The sequence below is a fragment of the Legionella maioricensis genome (assembly GCF_023618015.1).
GTDB lineage: Bacteria > Pseudomonadota > Gammaproteobacteria > Legionellales > Legionellaceae > Legionella > Legionella maioricensis.
On sequence record NZ_JAJKBJ010000003.1, the window covers coordinates 184,215 to 200,746 of the forward strand.

Below are 16,532 nucleotides of genomic sequence, written 5' to 3' on the forward strand. Positions count from 1 at the left end.
GTTGGTTTCTACATGCAATAATGATTGTATTTATTAACTATTCATAGCAGAATATTTTTTATCGTTTATTACTCTGGTGAAGATGAATATGACACAAGTACTGCTAAAATCTGCCGTGGCATTCTGCAGTTTTGTTTTATCACTATTGTTAACCGGTTTATATGCTGCTCCTGGTTTTAATGAAGTAACGGAGAAAAGCCAGGTTGATGTGCATATTGGAATTTATGCTCCATTCTCTAGTAAGCATGCGTTTATAGGCAGGAATATGTTAGGGGCTATGGAGATGGCTCGTGATCAACTAAAACCTTCGAACGTTCACTATTCATTTTATACCTTGGATAAACTCCCTGAGCATCGTAATCCAATCAATACGTTACAAAAATTTATCAAGGTGCATCAGATTAAAGTATTGTTAACCGAAGATTCGGTGAATGGAGCATCATTAGCTGCATTTGCAAAACAAAATAATATTATTCATTTTAGTATGGCCAGCGATCCTGCCATTGCTGATGGTAAGAATAATTTTCTGGTCTGGAGCCCCGCTTACGAACAAGCCTCCGTTTTAGTAAAAAAGCTAAAGCAAAAAAAGGTCAACCAGTTAGGTATCATTACCACGAATCACCCATCGCATGAAATTTTAACACATACCGTAGTGAAGCAATTACAAACAGATTCATCCATAAAAATTGCCACCTACGAAAAATACGACACGGGAACCAAGGATTTCTCTGGCCTGATTGATAAAATTAAAGGAAAAAATCCCGATCTGTATTTCATTATGGCTTCTCCTGAAGATATTGAATTAATTCAATCAGAAATGAAGACAGCCCATATCGATAAACCGGTTACCAGTATTATCCAACGAGTCACTCCTAAGGTAATGCAGGTTTTTAACGGTCAATGGTATGTAGATACTCATGAAATGAAACCGGAGTTTGTTAATCAATACCAAGAGGCCAATTTAAATTATCCGGTTACTGAAGCAGGCTATGCTTTTGATGTGTTCCATATACTGAATCAGAGCGTCATCATGGCGATGAAAGTCAGACATGACTTTACCAGTCAGGATCTTGCGGAGCAAATTCATAATCTGGCATTTGGTACAGGAGTAATGGGGCCTTTCAATTTGGATAAAAATGGGGTTTTGTATACTCAATCTGAGGTGAAGCAGGTCAATCAAGGGAAGATACAGACTGCCTAGTTGAAAACAAAAAAAATCAGCAGTTCACTGAACTGCTGATTAAGAATTAGTATCGTATTGACGATTATCTATTTGCTAAAGCCATGCCTTCTAATACAGTTAATGCGGCATAAAGTTGATAATCTTCATGGATTAAGTCCGCTGTTTTGATATTAGACTTTTTAGCGGATGTATTTTCAGGATTACTTTTGTTAATTAAGTGTCCACTAAGCTCGGCTTCACTGAATCCTGTTACATCCGCTTTTTTGTTGGCATCTTTAGGAACATCCAGCTCTTCTACTACGATATCCGGAATAATTCCTTTAGCCTGAATTGAAGTTCCAGACGGAGTATAGTATAGAGCAGTAGTTAGCTTGATCCCCGTTTTGCTATCCAGAGGCAATACTGTTTGAACAGACCCTTTACCGAAGCTTTTTGTTCCCAATATTATGGCTCTCTTATTATCTTTTAAAGCCCCAGCAACTATTTCAGAAGCAGAAGCAGAACCATTATTAATTAAGACGACCATTGGCGCATGATCAATTGCATCTGACGGATTAGGTTTAGCCAAGGCTGTAAATTTTGAGCCGGGTTGACGTCCTTCGGTATAAACGATCATTTCTGGTTTTCCTGATTTGTCATTACCAAGAAAAGCATCAGAAACCTGGATTGCTGAATCGAGTAGACCTCCGGGATTATTTCTTAGATCTAACACCAGTCCTTTTAATTTTCCATTAGATTGTTGTTTTAATTGTTCGATCGCCTGGAGCATGTCTTTGGCAGTTAATGCCTGAAATTGAGTCAGGCGAATATATCCATAGCCGTCGCTGAGCATTTTACTTTGCACACTTTTAATTTGAATGACTTCACGGATTAAGTCAAAAGTTAAAGGTTTGCTTACCCCTTTACGTAATACAGTCAGTTCTATAGTCGAACCTGCTTTACCACGCATTAAATTCACCGCATCTTTAAGAGACAGACCTTGCACAGACTCTTTGCCTAATTTTATGATGTAGTCACCGGATTTGATTCCTGCTTTGAAGGCTGGAGTATCAACCAGAGGAGTAATAACTTTTACTACACCATCTTCCATGGTGACTTCTATTCCTAATCCCCCAAACTCACCACTGGTCGATGTTTGCAGTTCTTTGAATTCTTCTTCATTCAAATAGCTGGAATGAGGGTCTAAACCGCTTAACATGCCACGAATGGCATTATCAAATAATTCTTTGTCATCAATGGGTTTTACATAGTATTTTTTTATTTCACCAATGGCATTAGAAAATCGTTGGACGTCTTCCAATGGAATTCGTTTCGTATTAGAATTATTTGAGTTCGTTTCATCAGCTGAAAAAGCAGTTAAAGGAAGCATTAAACTTAATGCATACACAACTGCTAAAGTACGTGGAAGTATTTTCTTAATAACCATAGCGATCTCCTCGGATGCAAGGCCACAAAATCAGCCGCTTCTTTTTTGTTTTTATTAAATATTGAAATGCAATTTGAGTGCCAGAGGCAAACTTAAGACAGCCAGTCTAGCGGGGACACCGCTTTTCCTCTTAGTCTTATTTCAAAGTATAGACCGTTTTGTTTAATTCCACCGCTATGACCTACACTAGCGATTTGTTCTCTTTGATGAACCATTTGTCCTTTATGTTTGAAAAGCGATTGATTGTGGGCGTATAAGGTCATAAATCCTTGTCCATGGTCAATGATGAGTAGTAAACCATAGCCTTTTAGCCAGTCACTAAATACAACTTTTCCTGGATAGACGGCAGTAACTACCGCCCCTTCGTCGGCAAAAAATGTCACCCCTTGATTCATCTTTTGCAGGGTTCTATGTTCAGTTTGTACTGGGAGCGGCAATTTTTTGCGCATCTGAGCGAAGGGTTTGCTGCTTTGAACAACACTTTGTTGCGTTAATGACTTTAACAAGCGTGATAAGTTGTCTTTGTCTTTTTGAAAGTCTCTTAAAGTGAGTTGATTCGTTTGAATCTCATGATTCAGAGACTGGATTAAAGTGGTATGATAGCTTTTGTTTTGTTGCAACTGCTGTTGATGTTGGGTCAGTTGTTCTTGTAATCGTTGGTTTTTACCTAATTCCTTGTGGAGCTTATCTTTGTTTTCATTGATTTTTTTGCGTGTTTCATCGATTTGATCAATTAATTGCTGACGCGATTTAATAATGTATTGGTAATAAGTCAGAATCCGACTGACTTTATAGGGATTATCCTGATTGAGTAGCCATTTTAGCGGTTGATACTCCCCCATTTGATAACGGGCTCGCACATGGCTTGCTAAGAGTTGCTGTTGAGTCGATAACTGTTGATTTAGCGTATTAACTGAAGCTTGCAGCTCGTTAATTTTACGCTCTTTAGCATTCATATCCAGTTGAATTGAGCGTAGTTTCTGGACACACTCTCCGATTTGTTTTTCTGTTCCGGATAATTCTTTATTTAATACACCCCGTTTATCATGAGCGGAAGCTAAAATTTGCCGCAGATTATTAATTTTGGTATCTAACTGTTTGAGTTTACTCTGGGTTTGGGCGACAGGGGATGTTGCTTTTGCCTGAGGGCAAAAAGAAAACGTCATACTGAGAGCCATTCCATAAAGGTATACGAAACGCTTAGATGAAATTAAGTATTCTTTAATAGGCATGGGCATGGTTTTTTTCCAATAAAACATGGCCTGTCATTTCAGTTGGGGGGGTAATTCCTATGAGGGTAAGCAGGGTCGGCGCTATATCGATTAAACTTCCTGTTAATTGAGTAAAATGCCAATCGCCGCCCACGTAGACAAAAGGAACTGGTTCACTGGTATGGGCCGTGTGGGCTTGATGAGTGTGCTCATCAAACATTTCTTCGGCATTGCCGTGATCTGCCGTAATTAATAATTTGCCTCCCAGCTTGGCAAGTGCCTGCCAAACCTGACTCATGCATTGGTCTAAACATTCAATTGCGTGAACGGTGGCATCAAAATTACCACTGTGCCCGACCATATCGGCATTAGCGTAATTACAGATAATGACATCGTAAGCCTGACTGTTTATTGCTTCAATTAGGGTTGTTGTTAACTCAGGAGCGCTCATCTCGGGTTGTAGATCATAGGTTGCGACTTTAGGTGATTGGATCATAATCCTTTTCTCATTAGGGAAAACAAGTTCGTTTCCACCATTAAAGAAAAAAGTAACGTGAGCATATTTTTCCGTTTCTGCAATACGCAGCTGTCTTAAACCATGCGCTGATAATATTTCTCCCAGGGTATTATTTAAAGGAATAGGGGGAAAGGCACTGAGAGTTGGCAAATTTTTATCGTATTGAGTCATAGTGACAAAGTAAGATAATTGAGGACAAATGGCTCGATTAAATCCATTAAAGGACGGATCTATAAATGCTGAAGTTAATTGCCGTGCTCGGTCCGCACGGAAATTAAAGAATAAAACAGCATCCCCATCTTCAATGGGGGTTGCCTCTCCTATTCGCGTTGGAGGAATAAATTCATCCGATAGATTTTGTTGATAACAGGCTCTTACTGCAATTTGTGCGTCTGTAGCATGGTTTTTACTTTGACCTTCAGTTAATAAAGTATAAACGGGCTTTATTCGCTCCCATCGTTTGTCTCTATCCATTGCATAATAGCGGCCACTAATCGAGCATATTTTACCTACTGGGTGGGCTTGGAGTTCTTTATTTAAACGCTCAATACTTTCAAGTGCACTTTGTGGCGGCGTGTCTCTGCCATCGAGAAATAAATGCAAACAAACAGAGGTGAATTGTTTGCTATCGCAAAGAGCCAATAAGGCAAATAAATGCTGTTCATGACTATGAACGCCACCAGGCGATAATAACCCCATAATATGTAGCGATTTTCCCGTTTTTTGTAAATTATCCAGCATCTCATTAAATAGGGGATTTCTAGTAAATTCGCTTTGGGCTATAGCCTGATTAATTCGAGTAAAATCTTGTTGTATGACTCTGCCTGCACCGATGTGCATGTGTCCTACTTCCGAGTTCCCCATTTGGGCATCCGGTAAGCCAACGGGTAATCCTGACGCTTGCAAAAGAATATGAGGGGCATTTTTCCACCACTCATCCCATTGGGGAGTATGGGCTTGAGCAATTGCATTGTGTTTATTATTTTCGTTATAGCCCCAGCCATCAAGAATCATGAGCACCAGGGGGGCATTTTTTTTCATGAAGATAATCCTAAATTTATCAATACATTGGCTTTTTCAAGATTATACCTATGCTAACTAAAGAGGTATATAGATACTTTAATTCAAAGTCTTAGTGAGACAAAAATATGGTTTGTGAATATTGTGCTATAGTTCATTGGGTAGTGATGTGATTATTATAAATATCCTCATAAGGAATTGAATATGAACAAATTCTCTTCTAGGTTAGGTGTGTTTGCATTAGCTATGGGTATTAGTATCTATGGTTGGACTGCAAATCCTTGTCGGCCGATTGCGCAGGCTTGCATGCAATTAGGTTACTATAAAGGTGGGGCAAAAGTTGGGAAAGGATTAATAGAAAATTGTGTTATTCCTGTGGTAAACAATAACAAAGTTTTATCCAATGCCAGTTTTAGTCCGAGCGTTCTACAACAATGTAATGCTTTCATCACAGCAAAAATGCAAAGCAGACAGTAGCTAAAGGGGCGTCCCCCTAGAACCCGTGGGGTCTAGGGGCATATAGCGTGTCCAATGTAGCCTTAATGACAGTGAGAGACGAGCAGATATGTTCAACTGTCAGCAGTGCTAATTTCACTTAAGATAACAAGCCCTGTCTTTTTTCCGCAGGTAGTTGCAGGCAATTTAAACCAATAGCTCTTATAACTCAATCGCAATTTTGAGTAAGAATGCAATTACCGCTGGGGTCACATTGCTGGATGTTTTGGCAATTATCATTATCATTCCCTGGCTCGAAAATAACCGCTGGTGCTTGCCAACCACTTCCAGGTACGTAGTTGCCAATACTGGGAGCTGTGTAATAATTAAGTTCCTCATCGTCTTGATGATAGCCATAATCTTGATGATATCTATCGTCTGGGTTGTAGTTTCCGCTGTGGTTGTATCCACCGTTTTGATCGTATTCACCACCCAGATGATTTCCTACATTTTGATTGTATCCTCCGCCGCCACCGTGTTCTGCTAAACATGCCGAGCTGGAAAAGAAACTTATTGCCAGAAAAAGAGTGCGGTATATTGGATAATTTCTCGTCGATGTATTCATAATCCACTCCTTTTTAGCATTTTATAAAAGACTATCCTGTTTAAAGTATAGTCTTTTATAGGGCGTTTATGACAAAGATGTTTTATTAGATAAACGATTTGTTCAAGACAATTGGTCCCTTGTTTAATAATTCATTTTTAAATCTTGCTGCGCTACACCAATACAGCAATACTACGTCATCACGAGCGCCAGCGAGAGAGCTCCTGGCATGAGCACTGTGCCCACTTTGGGAGATCCCTCACTTCGTTCGGGATGACGTAGCATTGCTCGAGATGACGTGGTACTGCTCTTGGTGGCGCATCTTTGGTCGAGGCGGTGTATCTTTGATCGAGATGGCGTGGCATTGCTTGATTCGTGATTGGAACTCGAGATGATAGAGTGAAAAAGTTAGATTAAGCGACTGGGCTATTATCAACCTCCTCAGGATTAAATTGGGACAGATAATTAGTTAAACTGAGTTGGATGGTTGAGGTAATTCCGTATTGGTTCTTTAATAATAACAAAGTACTCCAACCCCACCAGCCGCTGGTCATTTTTTTATCGTAAGGATTGGATAAATCCGTTCTTCTATAAAGTTGTTTGTTCACATCATCCCAGAAAAACATTGGAGTAATGTCTAAATTATTTTCATCAGTTAAGGGAGTCACATCAGGAAGCATCTCTAAAACGTGGCTTTGCTCTGGCATGGCCCCCGAATTATAAGCATCAAATAGTTCATCGGCTGATTGTTGCAAGGTTTTTAATAACATTTGTCGGTTTAATTGATTCAAGGGATTGAAATAGGAAAAATCACCATAGATTATCCATTGGTCGCCCAGAGCATTGTGTACGTGTAAGCCGTATTTATTTTCTTCATTATGCATGTAGTTGGATAGTAAAGATCCGAGTACGGCTGGAGTCACCTTATTTTTTAAGTCTCCCCTCGGGGTTCTTAAGTGTCCAGCAGCAAAATGGTCGGATAAATAATGAGCAGCAAAAGCTTCCATGGCATAAGCAAGCTCTAAATCCGAACGTTTACCTGTCTTTTTGGCTTTTAAAGCTTGTTGTAAGGCAACTTGATGCCCATTTTTATAAACACTTATATTATTGGGAGAAAAATGATCGTAATTTTCCAGAGCCAGGAGTAAATAACGACCCGGATAGAGCCACCAGCCATGGCTTGTACATCCCCCGCCAGTAATGCAGTTCACTTGGCGACCAATTTCGTTTCCGACGCGTTTGTAGATGTCCTCAGCTGTTTCGCCTCGTTCTATACCGGCTTCGATTTCACGTATTTCCATTTTTATTACCGAAGTCAGCTCTCTTACTTCACCAACAGCAGCAAAACTTTTGGCAAAAGTTTTAAACGCATCTTTAAATCGAGCTTGTTTTTCCTGTTGATCAAGGCCATGACTGATTGGTTTTCCTAAAACTCCATAAAGATCACCAAGACTGATAATGTCACCGAAAGTCAGGGTTAAGCCATTTTTTAAATGTAAGGGAAGGGCTGCTTCAGGCGCTTGATCTACTTTAAAGCGAAGAGCTACTTGCTGGCCAATCGCCCAATGTTCTGATAAAGCAAAGCCTGCTGACGAGTCGGCATAACTTATTGAGGATGAACATAATCCCCAGCAAAATAACAAAATTGAGGCGGGGAGTGTAGCCAAAGATAAATATTTTTTCATCATGTTCCTCATTAGAAGTAAGACAAAAATTTAACCAGTTTTTTGACTGTGCTCGAAAACAGCTTGGGCGTATAAAATTGGCTGGCGACTCGTTTACTTAGTTCACTTAAGGTTGGGTAGGAGCCTGCTCCAATAATTGTCAGATCACATTGAATTAAGTGTTTCATGAGGAACCTTTGATTTTTGTATAGAATATTGGCAACAAGGAAAGAAATGCTAAGCCAAGTAGGGGTAAAAAGAGTTGTGGAGAAAAAATAATTTTTACATCAGGTGTTTGCCCAATATCAAAAAGATGATTTAACTCCCCTCCAATTGCTGCGTAAATCAAAGAGCCCGGGATGATGCCCAGAAAAGTAGCGAGAATAAAAATTTTGGTTTCAATGCCAAGTAAAGCCGGCACAATGTTAACTACCCAAAAGGGAAAGAGAGGAATTAGGCGTAATACGAGCAAATAAGCAAATGCATCATGTTGAAAACCGCGACGCATTTTTTTTACCCATTGAGCAGTCCGTTTCGTCATCCAATCACTTAAAGCGAATTTAATAATAAGAAAGATTAGGGTTGAGCCTATAGTGGCGCTAATAACCACATATAGAGCTCCCCAAAGGACGCCGAAGAAAAGTCCTCCTGTCAAGGTCAGAAAAAGAGCTACAGGAATAGAGGCTACAATACAAAGGATATAAATCGTCATGAATAGGACAACGGCGTAAATATAATGGCTATCCGTCCAGGATGTTAATTGTTTGTGATGTAATTTTAAGCTGGAGTAGGTTAAATATTGATTGAGATGGAAAGAGTAGAAAATAAAAAATAACACAGCTAATAGCAGCAGGGGCCAAAGACGGCGTAGGACACTAAAAGTCATTAGTTTTATCTCCCTGGTGCTGTTAATGACGAGCAGTGATTGAGCGTTTTGATAATTAATAGGTACTAATAATGAAGTTTTTAAACAATAAGGTCAATCGATTTATTAGTGGTACTTAAATTTTTGCATTAAAAAGGGTAGACTATGAGCCATTTTTGAATGTAGGAAGAGTGGTTTTGGAGCATAAATTACCTCAGCACATCGCCATAGTTATGGATGGTAATGGGCGTTGGGCTGAAAATCGTGGTTTGGCGCGCATCGAAGGACACAAAGCAGGTGTTGAGTCAGTTAAAAAAATGATTCGTTGTTGTTTGGAAAAAAAAATTCCCTGTCTTAGTTTATTTGCGTTTAGTTCTGAAAACTGGTCGAGACCAGCTGAAGAAGTCAATTTTCTCATGAAGTTGTTTTTAGAGGCTTTAAGAAACGAGTTAGCAGAGTTAAATCAACACGGCATCCGAATGCATTTTACTGGAGACAGAAGTCTTTTATCTGCTGTTTTGCAAAAACAAATGCATGAAGCGGAGACATTGACGCGCAATAATCAACAATTAATTTTGAATGTGGTAGTTAATTATGGCGGGAAGTGGGATATAGTAACTGCTGCAAAAAAGATGACCCAAGCTGTAGTTAATGGTCAGTTGACTTTGGATGAGATCAATGAAGAAGCCTTTGCTCAATTCCTGGATACTGATGGTTTGCCTGAGCCGGATCTCTTTATACGGACCAGTGGCGAGTTACGAATTAGTAATTTTTTCCTTTGGCAGCTAGCTTATACAGAGCTTTATTTTACAGAAGTCCATTGGCCAGACTTTAATGAACATGAGTTGAGTTTGGCATTAGCATCTTTTAGTAAACGCAAAAGACGGTTTGGACTCGTTTCTCCATCTAAATAAGGGCACCATCATGTTTATGCAACGCTTAATCACCACACTTGTTCTCGTGCCTTTGGTTTTATTGATTCTTTTTTATGCCCCTGCCTGGTTTTTAGGCGGGGTTGTCTTGTTGATTCTTTTGGTTGCTGGCAGAGAGTGTTGGGGGTTAATTCCATTAAATACGCTGGCTTTTCAAATCGGTTTCCTTGTTCTCCTGGTATTCGGTTTGTGGGCTTGTGGTTATTTGTTTTCTTATTGGTTAATTCTCGGGCTAGTAGTTTGGGCATTAAATTGTATTGCCATATTAACTTTCCCCAACTCGCAACATTATTGGGGCTATCCCGCTGTAGTGGCTGGGGTTTGTTTTCTGCTCTTGCCTTTATTTTTGCAAAGCCTTATTCATCTTTATTATTTACCTCAGGGTAAAACCTTACTTGTTTATTTACTTTTTTTAATTTGGGCTTCCGATATAGGTGCCTATATCACCGGTAAGCGTTGGGGAAAGCATAAATTAATTCCTCAAGTAAGTCCCGGCAAGTCATGGGAAGGCGTAGCTGGTGGCGTTATTTTAGCGATGGTTGTTGCGGTAATTGGTTTTATTTGTTTTAAACCAAATTATATTGTCTGCTGGTTTGGCTTAGCACTGGCTACCGTGATCATTTCTATTTTTGGTGATTTATTTATCAGTATATTAAAACGACGTTGTCATTTAAAAGATACGGGTACTCTTATTCCTGGTCATGGCGGTATTCTAGATCGATTGGACAGTTTGATTGCTGCTTTGCCTTTATTTTATTTTGGATTAACTTATATACCGCGGGGAGTTTAATTTCCAGCGTATTAACTTTGGGATAGCGCCATGCTTATAACCCTTCTGTATTTTTTATTAGCTTTATTATTGCTGGTCATTGTGCATGAGTATGGTCATTTTCAAATTGCGCGTTGGTGTGGCGTAAAAGTATTACGCTTTTCTTTTGGTTTTGGAAAAGTACTGGCTCGCTGGCACGATAAAAGAGGAACTGAGTATGCCTGGTCGCTGATTCCTCTGGGTGGCTATGTCAAAATGCTTGATGAGTCTGAAGGGAACGTAGACGAAAAAGAAAAGCATTTGGCCTTTAATAATCAATCCGTACTAGTGCGCATTGCCATTGTATTGGCCGGCCCTCTATTTAATTTTATTTTTGCTTTTATAGCCTTGTGGTTTGTTTTAGTTATTGGGATGCATTCTCTAGCGCCGATGATTGAGTCGGTGAAGCCAAACAGCATTGCTGCAAAGGCGGGTTTGACACCAAAAGAAGAAATTATCGCTCTTAACGATGTTAAGATAAACAGTTGGCGCGACTTTCAATACGCGATGATGCCTTTAGTTGGTTCTCAGGAAACAGTCAGTTTAACCGTTAAATCTTTAGTTGACGGGCATCAAAGTGTGGTGTCTCTTCCTTTAGCTAATTGGAAGTTGGATGATAAAAGACCAGATCCCCTTAAAAGTCTGGGGATAGAGCCATTTATTCCAACGGTACCGCCGGTGATTGGGGAAGTGGTGCCTGATTCTCCAGCTGAAAAGGCGGGATTGCACGTTGCTGACAAAATTTTAAGCGTGGATGGTAAGCCTTTTGATGATTGGCTGTTTTTAGTAGATTATGTTCGGGTGCGTCCTGATACTCGATTGACTCTTCAAATCCAAAGAAGGGGAACAGTGCAAAATATTGAGTTACTTACTGGTAGTCAACAGAATCAAGGTAAAAATGAGGGATTTATTGGGGTGCGCTCGCAAAAAGTAGATTGGCCTGCTCATTGGTTACGTTTGGAGCGCCAAAGCCCGCTAGAAGCTATTGGTACTGCTTTCAAGCAAACCATTCACCTTACAGGAACTACGTTTACTTTAATGAGCCGACTGATTACGGGAAAGCTGGGGCTAAACAGCATTAGTGGTCCTGTAGGCATCGCCCAAGGGGCTGGTGATTCGGGACGTGGCGGATTAGTATCTTATCTGTTTTTTCTTGCTTTAGTGAGCATCAGCTTAGGGGCTTTAAATTTATTGCCTATTCCTATGCTGGATGGCGGGCATTTGTTGTATTATGTGGTGGAAATTATTAGACGCAAGCCTTTGTCGGATGGGGTTAAATCCATAGGTCTTTATATTGGTTTATTTCTCTTGGTTGCCTTAATGTTCGTAGCGCTTACTAATGATATCTCGAGATTAACTGGCTAGGATAAAAGAATAACTTTCGCCTGAAGTGGCTCTGCTTTGATTGAGTAATCACAGGGCACTTATTGTTCCTTAAGCTTTTGCAATGGAACAACGTAGTGAGGGATGTAACAAGATGGGGCCAGAGCGATAATGTGATTAAAATAGCTTATTAGCGATAGAGAAACTTGACAGCTGTTTCTACTTCCTATAAAAGGGTTTCAATTTTTGGCGTGACTGAATCGATTCTTAAATTCAAGAATGCACGTAGTACTGGACGTAAAATAATAATGAAAAAAGTCGGTAATAAATTAATTTTAGGTGTTTGTTGTTCCACTCTTTTAGCTTGGTCTGCACAGACTGCAGCCGAAGGAGGCTTTATTGTTCGTGGTATAAAAGTTACCGGTTTACAAAGAGTATCTACTGGAACGGTATTAAACTATATTCCTGTTCAAGTAGGTGAGGAAATAAGTCCTGGCTCAACGGGACAAATCATTCGCACTCTTTATGATACAGGCTTTTTCCAATCTGTCTCGCTTGAGCGACAAGGCAATATATTAATTGTTAATGTGGTAGAAAGAGCAACTATAGGAACGATTACTATAGTGGGAAATAAAGAAATTCCTGCTGATAAAATGAAAGCTTTTCTCAAAGAAATGGGATTAGCTAAAGGTCGCGTATTTCAAAAATCCTCTTTAGAGCGTCTGGAGAAAGAGTTAAAGCAGGCATACACCGCCAGAGGAAAATACAATTCGCGTATTGAGACCCGAGTGACTCCTTTAACGGACAATAGAGTTGGCATTACCGTTACTGTTTCTGAGGGGCGAGTCTCGCGAATCAGAGAAATAAAAATCATTGGTAACCATGACTTCTCCACTAACGAATTACTCCCTGAATTTGCATTGACAACGAGTAATATTTTTACCTATTTTACTAAAAAAGATCAGTATTCCAAAGCAGGGATGGATGCTTCTTTAGAAGCCTTACGCTCTTTCTATTTGGATAGAGGCTATCTGAAATTTAATATAGTTTCATCACAGGTCTTATTGTCTCCAGACAGAAAAGACGTTTATATCAACATTCATGTTGAGGAGGGTCCTCAATATCGTTTTGCAGGCTACGCATTAGCTGGTCGGACGGTATTGCCTAAAGAAAAACTTGAATCTCTGGTGCAAGTCAAAAAAGGCGATGTCTTTTCCCGTAAAAAAGTGACGGAATCTATCTCGGCGATTGGTTTGGCTTTAGGGGATGTAGGTTATGGCTTCCCTGCTATTAGCGCTGATCCGCGAATAGATGAGAATAATAAGACAGTGTTCATCACGTTCATGGTTGAGCCTGGTCGTCATGTTTATGTGCGTCGCATTAATTTTCATGGTAATACCAAAACCGGCGACTTTGTCTTACGAAGTATGATTCGTCAGGATGAAGGTGGGTTATTATCGTTACATAATATTAAAGAATCTGAACGACAATTACGTTTATTGGGTTATATAAAAAATATTGATGTTAAAACCAATCCTGTAGCCGGAACGAACAATCAAGTTGATTTGGATGTGCAAGTAGAAGAGGCGCCTTCTGCTGAGGCGAGTGCTTCCATTGGATACGGTACTAATGGTTATCAATTTAATACTTCAGTGACTCAACATAATTTCATGGGTACTGGTCGTTCCATGGGAGCTACGTTTAATGCTACCAAATGGGGACAGGATTATTCATTGAATTATTATAATCCCTTCTATACGGAGACTGGCATTGGCCGGGGAGCAAGCCTGTATTATTCTAAAATTGATCCCAAAAATCTAAATGTTAGTACGTTCAGCTCTGATCGCTATGGTGTTGATGTCAGTTATAATTTCCCTCTGGGAGAGGCAAGTAGCTTCCAATTGGGTTATGGATACCAGGATGTGAATATCAAAACTGTAGGTCCGGTAATTCCGATTCAGAATTTTGTTAATTTATTTGGTTCACATTTTCAGGAGGTCCGTCTGACTTCAGGCTGGAGTCGAAACAGTTATGATCAACTGCCTTATCCGAACAAAGGAATAAATCAACAAGCAATTGCGGTTGTGGCCTTGCCTTCAACCTCACAATCATTAACTTATTATAAGAGTTCTTATCAAGCACATGCGTATTATCCCTTAGGCCGCGGATGGATATTTTCCATTTTAGGGAACGTAGGCTATGGGAATACCTTCGATAGTAACGGTCTTCCATTTTTTGAAAACTATTATGCTGGGGGAACGGCTCAGCCTGGCCAGGTTCGCGGCTATGATAGTTATTCTTTAGGCCCAATAGATAATTTTGGAAATGCTATAGGTGCCAACTTCCTGGTTAACGGAAGTGCTGGTCTTGTTTTACCTTATCCTTTAAGCCGAGATAACATAAGAACTACTATTTTTGCGGATGCCGGTAACGTATTTTCAAGAGCGACTCCTGCCGCTTTAACTGGCGTTTTGGAAGGGCCATTACGTTACTCTGCGGGTATATCCTTAGAGTGGCGCTCTCCTTTTGGACCATTGGCATTTAGTATTGCTAAAGCCTTGAACCCACAACAGTTTGATAAAACACAGTTTTTCCAATTTGCTCTGTCTTCAGGTTTTTAGAAGAAGGAAACGACTGGGCAGCCTTGAGGAAAAGGACATCTGCAAAAGACTCATGTATCTGAACTTTTGCAGATCTTGCTACCCTGTCTTAACGCTCTGATAAAGGAATCAATATAAAGAACAATATTTCCAAATAAATTACAATTTTTAGTAACTTTTAGGGATTTGTTGAAAAGTAGTGCTGTACATATCGCAACCTTTTTCGAATTGTGCTAGCATCACGATCTTTAAATTAGGAGATGATTATGAAGCGTATTGGTGCGGTCTTAGTCGCATTGGTTTTTAGTTTAGGTGGCACAAGTTTATTTGCCGATTGGGCGAAAATTGGCGTGGTTGACCTACAAAAGATCATGCAGACTTCTAGTCAGATGAAAACTATCCAACAAACGTTGGAAAAAGAATTTAAGCCTCGTCGTGACAAACTGGTGGCTGTAGAAGCTAGCTTGAAAAGTGATATGGAAAAATTCAAGCGTGATAGCGCTATTATGAGTGCTACTCAAAAGAAAGAGCTTGAAAAGAAAATTGTTTCAGCACAACAGCAATTTGAGCGTGATGGACAACAATATCAGCAAGAATTAAGTACTGCTCATAACGAAGCGATGGAAGGTCTATATACTAAAGTTCGTGCAGCAATCGGCAAAATTGCTAAAGACGAAAAATATGACATTATTGTTCAGAAAGATGCTGCTCCTTTCAGTACTGAAGCTCTTGATGTAACTGATAAAGTTATTAAAGCAATTAATTAGTCTGGCGAAGATGAGTTGCTGACTTTAGCGCAATTAGCAGATTATTTAGATGGCGTGTGGCATGGTAATGCCAATCACGCCATTTTTAGTTTATCCTCCTTGAGTCGCGCTACTTCGAGGGATGTGGCTTATTTTGACAATCTACTCTTGCAAGAGAGCTTGGAGTCCACTGCTGCAGGGGTGGTCTTGCTCAAATCGGAACATAAGCCCTTGTGTCCAGTAAATGCTATAGTTGTATCCAATCCATTGATAGCAATGAATGAAGCTGCAAAATATTTAGCCATTGCTCAAAAAAATAGTTCGGGAATACATCCCACTGCCCAAATTCATCAATCCGTACAGTTAGGCCAAGGAGTATCCATAGGGGCTAATACGGTGATCAATGAACAAGTTCAATTGGATGATGGTGTTTGTATCGGCTCTAATACCGTAGTTGAATCCGATGTTCGTATTGGAAGAGGCAGTCAAATAGGTCATGGAGTGATGATTTACTCAGGTAGCCAAGTGGGACAAAATGTTGTACTGAGTGATGGGTGCATTATTGGCGCTTCACCGTTTAACTATTTGAAACATCATGGAACTTGGCAGCAAGGACCGGCTGTAGGTGGGGTAATTATTTCTAACAAAGTGCACATTGGCGCGAATACGGTCATAGATAGAGGTTCATTTAGCGACACTTATTTGGCCGAGGGGGTTTGTATCGATAACCTCGTACAAATTGCTCATGATGTGATTATTGGAGCTAATACTGCAATAGCTGGATGCGCCGCTATTGGGGCTCATGCCCTGATTGGTTCTGATTGTATTATTGGCGGTGCAAGTTGTATCGCAGCAAATGTCCGATTGTCCAATGATGTAGTAATCACTGGCATGTCTACGGTAAGCAAGTCAATTGCTAAAGCAGGAATTTACTCTTCAGGGACTTTAGTTCATGAACATCAACGTTGGCGTCGCAACGCGGCGCGATTTAGACGTTTAGACGATTATATAACAAAACTTGGAGCATTAGAGAAGAAAATAGAAAGCTCTTGATTCTAATGGAAATTTATTGTCTCCCCATTAATATCGTAGATTTTTTCCAGCCAAACTCGATTTAGAAAAATAATGAAGTGATAATTTTTGCAATTTACGATTGATTAGAGCGAATTAAAACAAGATAATGCTCTTTCTTCTAAAG

15 protein-coding genes are annotated in these 16,532 nt (G+C 39.8%); 8 read left to right on the plus strand and 7 right to left on the minus strand.

Annotated features, from left to right (window positions below; all coding sequences use genetic code 11):
• The first annotated feature begins 88 nt into the window (after nt 1-88).
• The gene (locus LOX96_RS04550) at nt 89-1,201 is read left to right on the plus strand and encodes an ABC transporter substrate-binding protein (RefSeq protein ID WP_250419340.1); all 1,113 of its coding nucleotides are present in this window, start codon (nt 89-91) and stop codon (nt 1,199-1,201) included.
• 64 nt (nt 1,202-1,265) lie between these two features.
• On the opposite strand, the gene LOX96_RS04555 is transcribed toward LOX96_RS04550, so the two are convergent.
• The 3 genes from LOX96_RS04555 to gpmI form a co-directional block, all read right to left on the minus strand.
• Nucleotides 1,266-2,609 (minus strand): S41 family peptidase, encoded by a 1,344-nt coding sequence (locus LOX96_RS04555; protein ID WP_250419338.1) that lies wholly within the window; start codon nt 2,607-2,609, stop codon nt 1,266-1,268.
• 92 nt (nt 2,610-2,701) lie between these two features.
• Nucleotides 2,702-3,787 carry a murein hydrolase activator EnvC family protein gene (locus LOX96_RS04560; RefSeq protein WP_250419767.1) on the minus strand — a complete coding sequence of 362 codons (1,086 nt, stop codon included), beginning with the start codon at nt 3,785-3,787 and terminating at the stop codon, nt 2,702-2,704.
• A gap of 43 nt (nt 3,788-3,830) precedes the next feature.
• Nucleotides 3,831-5,378: a 2,3-bisphosphoglycerate-independent phosphoglycerate mutase gene (gpmI, locus tag LOX96_RS04565; protein ID WP_250419336.1), complete on the minus strand. Its 1,548-nt coding sequence runs from the start codon at nt 5,376-5,378 to the stop codon at nt 3,831-3,833.
• A gap of 183 nt (nt 5,379-5,561) precedes the next feature.
• Between gpmI and LOX96_RS04570 the strand changes: the two genes are divergently transcribed.
• Nucleotides 5,562-5,834: a hypothetical protein gene (locus tag LOX96_RS04570; protein ID WP_250419334.1), complete on the plus strand. Its 273-nt coding sequence runs from the start codon at nt 5,562-5,564 to the stop codon at nt 5,832-5,834.
• Nucleotides 5,835-6,021: 187 nt separating this feature from the next.
• On the opposite strand, the gene LOX96_RS04575 is transcribed toward LOX96_RS04570, so the two are convergent.
• The 4 genes from LOX96_RS04575 to LOX96_RS04590 all read right to left on the minus strand — a co-directional run bounded on the left by LOX96_RS04575 (nt 6,022) and on the right by LOX96_RS04590 (nt 8,946).
• Nucleotides 6,022-6,417, minus strand: coding sequence for a hypothetical protein (locus tag LOX96_RS04575; protein ID WP_250419333.1), 396 nt, complete (start codon nt 6,415-6,417; stop codon nt 6,022-6,024).
• 392 nt (nt 6,418-6,809) lie between these two features.
• The gene (locus tag LOX96_RS04580; protein ID WP_250419331.1) at nt 6,810-8,084 is read right to left on the minus strand and encodes a phospholipase; all 1,275 of its coding nucleotides are present in this window, start codon (nt 8,082-8,084) and stop codon (nt 6,810-6,812) included.
• An 8-nt stretch (nt 8,085-8,092) separates the two neighbouring features.
• The gene (locus LOX96_RS04585) at nt 8,093-8,248 is read right to left on the minus strand and encodes a hypothetical protein (RefSeq protein WP_250419329.1); all 156 of its coding nucleotides are present in this window, start codon (nt 8,246-8,248) and stop codon (nt 8,093-8,095) included.
• The gene (locus tag LOX96_RS04590) at nt 8,245-8,946 is read right to left on the minus strand and encodes a TVP38/TMEM64 family protein (RefSeq protein ID WP_250419327.1); all 702 of its coding nucleotides are present in this window, start codon (nt 8,944-8,946) and stop codon (nt 8,245-8,247) included. Before LOX96_RS04590 ends, LOX96_RS04585 begins: the two co-directional genes overlap by 4 nt.
• Nucleotides 8,947-9,122: 176 nt before the next feature.
• Between LOX96_RS04590 and uppS the strand changes: the two genes are divergently transcribed.
• The 6 genes from uppS (at nt 9,123) to lpxD (ending at nt 16,387) form a co-directional block, all read left to right on the plus strand.
• Nucleotides 9,123-9,839 carry a polyprenyl diphosphate synthase gene (uppS, locus tag LOX96_RS04595; protein WP_250419764.1) on the plus strand — a complete coding sequence of 239 codons (717 nt, stop codon included), beginning with the start codon at nt 9,123-9,125 and terminating at the stop codon, nt 9,837-9,839.
• A 10-nt stretch (nt 9,840-9,849) separates the two neighbouring features.
• Nucleotides 9,850-10,647 carry a phosphatidate cytidylyltransferase gene (locus LOX96_RS04600; protein WP_250419326.1) on the plus strand — a complete coding sequence of 266 codons (798 nt, stop codon included), beginning with the start codon at nt 9,850-9,852 and terminating at the stop codon, nt 10,645-10,647.
• Between the two features lie 30 nt (nt 10,648-10,677).
• Nucleotides 10,678-12,030, plus strand: a complete 1,353-nt coding sequence (gene rseP, locus LOX96_RS04605; RefSeq protein WP_250419324.1) for an RIP metalloprotease RseP — start codon at nt 10,678-10,680, stop codon at nt 12,028-12,030.
• 266 nt (nt 12,031-12,296) lie between these two features.
• Complete coding sequence (bamA, locus tag LOX96_RS04610) at nt 12,297-14,609, plus strand: outer membrane protein assembly factor BamA (protein ID WP_250419322.1); 2,313 nt, start codon at nt 12,297-12,299, stop codon at nt 14,607-14,609.
• A 245-nt stretch (nt 14,610-14,854) separates the two neighbouring features.
• Nucleotides 14,855-15,355 (plus strand): OmpH/Skp family outer membrane protein, encoded by a 501-nt coding sequence (locus LOX96_RS04615; RefSeq protein ID WP_250419320.1) that lies wholly within the window; start codon nt 14,855-14,857, stop codon nt 15,353-15,355.
• Nucleotides 15,356-15,370: 15 nt separating this feature from the next.
• Nucleotides 15,371-16,387 (plus strand): UDP-3-O-(3-hydroxymyristoyl)glucosamine N-acyltransferase, encoded by a 1,017-nt coding sequence (gene lpxD / locus LOX96_RS04620; protein ID WP_250419318.1) that lies wholly within the window; start codon nt 15,371-15,373, stop codon nt 16,385-16,387.
• Nucleotides 16,388-16,532: the final 145 nt, after the last annotated feature.